Raw genomic sequence first — 5950 nt, 5'->3', positions numbered from 1 at the left:
AAAGCGGAAAAAAACGAACTCGATTTTTCAGTCGATTACGAAGACATTCACCTCAACCTTGAAAAAATGCTCATTGACGAAATCGGGCCGCTCGGCGGAAAGCTTCATACGGCCAGAAGCCGAAACGACCAGGTGGCGACGGATATGCACCTGTATTTAAAAGGGCACACAGAGCATATCATCGAGCTGATTACGGCTTTTCAACACGTGCTTATCGAAAAAGCGGAAGAACATGTGGAGACGATACTGCCGGGATACACCCATCTGCAGCGGGCGCAGCCGATCTCGTTCGCGCATCATTTGCTCGCTTACTTCTGGATGCTTGAGCGCGATAAAGAACGCTATCATGATTCATTCAAGCGGATTAACAAGTCCCCCCTTGGATGCGGGGCGCTCGCTGGAACGACATTTCCGATCGACCGTGAATATTCAGCAGGTCTGCTCGGGTTTGACTCGATATATGAAAACAGCTTGGACGGCGTCAGCGACAGGGATTTCATCCTTGAATTTTTAAGCGCGAGCAGCATTTTGATGATGCATCTGTCAAGATTCTCCGAAGAAATCATTCTTTGGTGTTCGCAGGAATTTAAATTCATTGAGCTTGATGACACTTATGCTACGGGGAGCAGCATGATGCCGCAAAAGAAAAACCCGGATATGGCAGAGCTCATTCGCGGGAAAACCGGACGCGTATACGGTGATCTGATCGGCCTCCTGACGATTATGAAAGGGCTCCCGTTAGCGTACAATAAAGATTTGCAGGAAGACAAAGAAGGTATGTTTGATACTGTGAAAACGGTCGAAGGAAGCCTTGAGATTTTTGCCGGCATGACGAAAACGATGACAGTGAACAAAAATATGATGAAAAAAGCAACGGAGCAGGATTTTTCAAATGCTACCGAACTTGCCGACTATCTGGCGAAAAAGGGCATGCCGTTCAGAGAGGCGCACGAAGTCGTCGGAAAGCTTGTCTACACTTGTATCGAAAAAGGCATTTATCTCAGCGGCCTGCCGTTTGAAGAGTTCGAAAAGGCAAGCGAACTGTTTGAAGAAGACGTCTACATCGTGCTCGCCCCGCACCATGCCGTCGAAAAAAGGATTAGTTAAGGCGGGACGGGATTCAAAAAGGTTGAAGAAGCCATTCAAAAGGCGAAGCATTGTTTGAACAATTTTTAACACTTCCCGATTCGATTCATAACTGTGCGGCTTCATACGCAAAATAGATTTGTGAATCGAAAAGGGGTGTGGCAATGAAACAAGATCAGTCAAAACACGCATACATGTATGATGCCGACGGCGATAAAGAAACCGTTCAGCAAATCTCTGATGCCTATTTCAGCGGATTTGTCGCGCACGATGACGCACAGCCGTTAGCTGATGCAGATAAACAATAGAAAGCTGGAGCCCGTAACAGCGGGCTTCAGCTTTCTTCTGTCCAGCGGCGATTGCAAATTTCCCGATGCTCCACATGTGATATACTCTGGCTTTTGTAGTAAAGTATAGGTAGATACATGCAATCATTTGCGAATACCGAGAACCAATGCCTGGGAGGGAAAGATGTGCGCCATGCGTTAATTACTGCCGGTTCAAAAGGTTTGGGGCGTAAAGTGACGGAAGCCCTGCTTGAAAAAGGCTACTCAGTGACGGTGAATTACAGGCAGGACGAAGAAGCTGTCAGCCGCCTAAAAGAAAAATGGCGGTCATCCCTTGACCGTTTACAGTTTGTAAAGGGAGATGTCACCAAGAAAGAAGACCTGCTCCGGATGGTGAATGCCGCACTTGAGCGATTTGGAAAAATTGATCTTCTGATCAATAATGCCGGCCCATACATATTTGAACGAAAAAAGCTTGCAGATTATACTGATGATGAATGGTATGACATGCTTGAAGGCAACTTAAGCTCTGTCTTCCATCTGTTTAAAGCGGTTGTTCCGGTGATGAGGCGCCAGCGGTTCGGCCGCATCATCACATACGGATTTCAGGGGGCAGACCATGCGCCGGGCTGGCTGCATCGTTCCGCTTTTGGAGCGGCGAAAGTGGGGCTGGCTTCTTTAACAAAAACGATCGCCATTGAAGAAGCGGGCTCCGGCATCACAGCCAACATGGTTTGTCCAGGCAACATCGTCGGGGATATGAAAGAGGCTTCGATTTCAGAAGCGAGGGCGTCACTTGATGAGGAAACGCCGATCGGCAGGTCGGGAACCGGTGAAGATATCGCAAGGATCATCACTTTTCTATGCGATGAACATTCCGACTACATTACGGGAACAGTCATTGAAGCGACAGGCGGCTTGAATGTGATTAACCGTCATTCTCTTTAGACGTGCGAAATTAAAAAACATGGGTGGATATGATGAAAGTGACATATCATGGTCATTCAGTGGTAACAGTTGAAACGGGAAATCATCAATTGATCTTCGATCCGTTTATTACAGGAAATTCTTTAACCGATTTAAAGCCGGAAGAGGTTAAAGCGGATGTTATTTTGCTGACCCACGGTCATAACGATCATGTCGGCGATACCGTCGAAATCGCCAAGCGAAATCATTCGCTCGTTGTAGCTCCGAATGAACTCGCGGTCTATCTGGGATGGAAAGGCCTGAATGTCCATCCGATGCATATCGGCGGCTCCCATCAGTTCGATTTTGGCCAAGTCAAGCTGACGCAGGCTTTCCACGGATCGGCTTATACGGAAGAAGACAGCCAAAAGATCGTCTATACCGGCATGCCGGCGGGGATCCTCTTGACTGTGGAAGGAAGGACGATTTTTCATGCAGGAGACACTGGGCTTTTCTCAGATATGAAGCTGATCGGTGAATTAAATCATATCGACCTCGCTTTCCTGCCGATCGGCGATAATTTTACGATGGGCCCGGAGGATGCCAAACTGGCCGCAGAATGGCTCAGGGCGAAACAGGTTGTACCGGTTCACTACTCGACGTTCCCCGTCATCGAACAGGACCCGCATGCATTTGCGGACAGCCTTCCCGGCGGCGTCGGAAAAGTGCTTGAGGTCGGTGAGTCAATCGAATTTAAATAAACTTGTTTTTAGAGGACCCGAATCCGGGTCCTTTTTTCGGTTGAACCGGTTATATGTCTATCAAAACATGTTAATGATGATATAATATAGGAATCGGATTGTTCTTGGGAGGATATTATGAGGGTATTGAAATACGCGATTTTGGGGCTCCTTGATCACGGGAGTTTGAGCGGCTACGATATGACAAGCCGCTTTAAAGCCGAATTGGGCCAATTTTGGAGCGCCAAGCACAGTCAGATTTATCCCGAGCTGAAAAAGCTGACGGATGAAGGATTTATCGAATATGAAACGGTGATCCAAGGCTCAAAATTAGAAAAGAAAATGTATTCCATCACAGAGGCCGGAAAGCGTGAACTTCACGGATGGCTTACGGAATTCAAACCGGTCCCCGATACGGTAAAAGATGAATTTATGCTGAAAGCTTATTTTATCTCTTCGATGGAACGTGATGAAGCGAAAAGGCTTTTTGCCGATCAGCTTCAAAAGCGGGAGGAGAAAGCCGTTTTTTTAAAAAATAAGCTCGAAGAATTGAAGCGCGAAGCGGGTGAATCGATAACTTTCCGCTCGCCTCATTTCGGCCATTACCTTGTATTGACCCGGGCGCTGGAGCGGGAAAACGGCTATTGCTCATGGCTTGAAAAAGCGCTTCTTCTGATGGAGAATGATCGCTCTTAGACGGACATGATGTTGCGAAGGCGGATTGCGGTTCAATTGCACAACCATTTATAATAAATATATCTAGCAGTCAGAGGATGAAGGTGAAACGATTGGCGACAAAACACGAACAGATTTTAAAATATATTGATTCTTTGTCCGTCGGCGAAAAAATCTCCGTCAGGCGGATTGCGAAGGAAATGAAAGTCAGTGAAGGAACTGCTTACAGAGCGATAAAAGAAGCCGAGAATAAAGGGTTTGTCAGCACGATCGAAAGGGTCGGAACGATCAGGATCGAGCAAAAGAAAAAAGAGAATATTGAAAAACTGACATACGCTGAAGTGGTCAATGTCATTGACGGCCATGTGCTTGGCGGAAAAGCAGGGCTTCATAAAACGCTCAACAAATTCGTCATCGGAGCGATGAAGCTTGATGCGATGATGAGATATACCGGGGCGGGCAACCTGCTGATTGTCGGCAACCGAATCGATGCGCACCGCCAGGCTTTGGAAGCGGGTGCTGCCGTGCTGGTGACCGGCGGTTTTGATACGGAGCCGGAGATTATTGAGCTTGCCGACAGGCTCGAGCTCCCGGTCATTTCTACAAGCTATGACACGTTTACTGTAGCCGCGATGATCAACAGGGCGATTTATGACCAGCTCATCAAAAAAGAGGTCGTGCTTGTCGAGGATATTTTGACCCCTTTGGAAAAAACGGTCTGCTTATCCCCTCATGAAAAGCTCGAAAGATGGTATGAGAAAAACTTTGAAACGGGGCATGGACGTTTTCCCATCGTTGACGAGCAGATGAAAATCCACGGCATTTTAACTTCAAAAGATGTTGCCGGATATGACCGCTCTGTATTGATTGAAAAAGTCATGACGAAAAACCCGATTACAGTAATCGGCAAAACGTCAGTCGCTTCAGCGGCGCAGATGATGGTCTGGGAAGGAATCGAAGTGCTTCCCGTCGTTGACGAGCGGCAAAAGCTGATCGGCATGATCAGCAGGCAGGACGTATTAAAGGCGCTTCAAATGATTCAGAAGCAGCCTCAGGTCGGCGAAAAACTCGATGACATTGTGACAGGCGGTTTCAAAGAATCGGACAATGACAAAAACAAGCCGGATCCGGTTTATCAATACGAAGTAACGCCGCAAATGACAAACCACTTGGGAACGATTTCCTACGGCGTGTTTACGACGATTTTGACCGAAGCTGCAAACCGTTTTTTGCGGTCGCACAAAAAAGGCGAACTCGTGATAGAGAGCATGACGATTTATTTTTTAAAGCCTGTGCAAATGGAGTCTGTCATTGAAATAAAACCGAACATTCTCGAAGCCGGGAGAAAGTTCGGAAAAATGGATATAGAAGTTTTTCACCAGGGTGCTCTCGTCGGCAAAGCGATGATGATGGTTCAGCTGATGGAAAGAAGCTAAGGGACGCGGCCAGTGTCCCTCTTTTCGCTTATGCGTTTTCCCGTTCGTTTTCTTTCGCAAGCAAAGGGACATAGTGCTTATAGGCTCTGTAGCCGGCCCACATGCTCCCGAGCCCGGTCAGCATAAAAATAACGCCGATGACGACAGCCAGCGTGCCGCGGTTTAAAAGCAGCTGATTGGCGCCGAAGAACATGATAAACAGGCCCAGACTCATGCTTGACTTGGCCGAATAGTATTCCCGTTCAATCGCTTTTTTGGTGCGCACATACCTTACTTTGAAGTACCCATAAGCTATCGCTGAAACCACAATGAAAAAAACAAAAAACGGCATAATCGACATCCTCCATTGTAAGTTTTACAAACCCATTGTATACATAATCGGGTTCGCTTTCTACAATAAAAAGTCATAACTTTCACTTTCCACCAACAACAGATTATGATTTAATGGTTAAAAACAAAGTAAAGAAGGGGCGCGTCATGAAAAAAGAAATCATCAGAACCATATCATTATATGACACGATCATTATACATAGACATGTGAGACCGGATCCCGATGCCTACGGATCCCAATGCGGCCTTGCGGAAATCCTGAGGGCAACCTATCCTGAAAAAAATATTTTCGCGGTCGGAACGCCCGAGCCTTCCCTCGCTTTTTTGTACACCCCGGATGTGATTGAAGACCCGGTGTATGAAAATGCACTTGTCATCGTCTGTGACACGGCCAATCAAGCGAGAATTTCCGATTCGCGCTACAACATGGGCGACAAGCTGATCAAAATCGACCATCATCCGAATGAAGACCAATACGGCGACCTTTTAT

Annotated in this window: 7 protein-coding genes and 1 pseudogene; 7 read left to right on the top strand and 1 reads right to left on the bottom strand. The window is 46.9% G+C overall.

What is annotated here, in order from left to right; all coding sequences use genetic code 11:
- The 6 genes and pseudogenes from argH to C1T29_RS17840 form a co-directional block, all read left to right on the top strand.
- Window positions 1-1104 (top strand): annotated as a pseudogene (argH, locus tag C1T29_RS17865) (argininosuccinate lyase); the annotation flags it as partial.
- A 146-nt stretch (window positions 1105-1250) separates the two neighbouring features.
- On the top strand, window positions 1251-1394 hold the full coding sequence (locus C1T29_RS17860; protein WP_020452574.1) for a hypothetical protein: 144 nt from the start codon (window positions 1251-1253) through the stop codon (window positions 1392-1394).
- 165 nt (window positions 1395-1559) lie between these two features.
- Window positions 1560-2321 carry an SDR family oxidoreductase gene (locus C1T29_RS17855; protein WP_023855495.1) on the top strand — a complete coding sequence of 254 codons (762 nt, stop codon included), beginning with the start codon at window positions 1560-1562 and terminating at the stop codon, window positions 2319-2321.
- Window positions 2322-2353: 32 nt separating this feature from the next.
- Complete coding sequence (locus C1T29_RS17850) at window positions 2354-3040, top strand: metal-dependent hydrolase (RefSeq protein WP_020452572.1); 687 nt, start codon at window positions 2354-2356, stop codon at window positions 3038-3040.
- Between the two features lie 117 nt (window positions 3041-3157).
- Complete coding sequence (locus tag C1T29_RS17845) at window positions 3158-3715, top strand: PadR family transcriptional regulator (protein ID WP_020452571.1); 558 nt, start codon at window positions 3158-3160, stop codon at window positions 3713-3715.
- A gap of 92 nt (window positions 3716-3807) precedes the next feature.
- The gene (locus C1T29_RS17840; RefSeq protein WP_020452570.1) at window positions 3808-5130 is read left to right on the top strand and encodes a CBS domain-containing protein; all 1323 of its coding nucleotides are present in this window, start codon (window positions 3808-3810) and stop codon (window positions 5128-5130) included.
- A 28-nt stretch (window positions 5131-5158) separates the two neighbouring features.
- Here the strand turns inward: C1T29_RS17840 and C1T29_RS17835 are convergent, their stop codons facing one another.
- Complete coding sequence (locus C1T29_RS17835) at window positions 5159-5461, bottom strand: YtpI family protein (protein WP_023855494.1); 303 nt, start codon at window positions 5459-5461, stop codon at window positions 5159-5161.
- A 146-nt stretch (window positions 5462-5607) separates the two neighbouring features.
- On the opposite strand from C1T29_RS17835, the gene C1T29_RS17830 reads away from it, so the two are divergent.
- Window positions 5608-5950: DHH family phosphoesterase (locus C1T29_RS17830; RefSeq protein ID WP_208945514.1), on the top strand; the 343-nt coding region annotated here is incomplete at its 3' end.

The organism is Bacillus sp. MBGLi79 (genome assembly GCF_002953915.1).
The sequence above is the reverse complement of the archived record's forward strand: the minus strand, read 5'-3'. Positions and strand labels throughout refer to the sequence as shown.

What these genes read in the sequence shown, in the direction of transcription:
- C1T29_RS17860 (WP_020452574.1), top strand. Translation starts at nt 1,251, where the DNA reads ATGAAACAAGATCAGTCAAAACACGCATACATGTATGATGCCGACGGC.
- C1T29_RS17850 (WP_020452572.1), top strand. Translation starts at nt 2,354, where the DNA reads ATGAAAGTGACATATCATGGTCATTCAGTGGTAACAGTTGAAACGGGA.
- C1T29_RS17845 (WP_020452571.1), top strand. Translation starts at nt 3,158, where the DNA reads ATGAGGGTATTGAAATACGCGATTTTGGGGCTCCTTGATCACGGGAGT.
- C1T29_RS17835 (WP_023855494.1), bottom strand. Translation starts at nt 5,461, where the DNA reads ATGCCGTTTTTTGTTTTTTTCATTGTGGTTTCAGCGATAGCTTATGGG.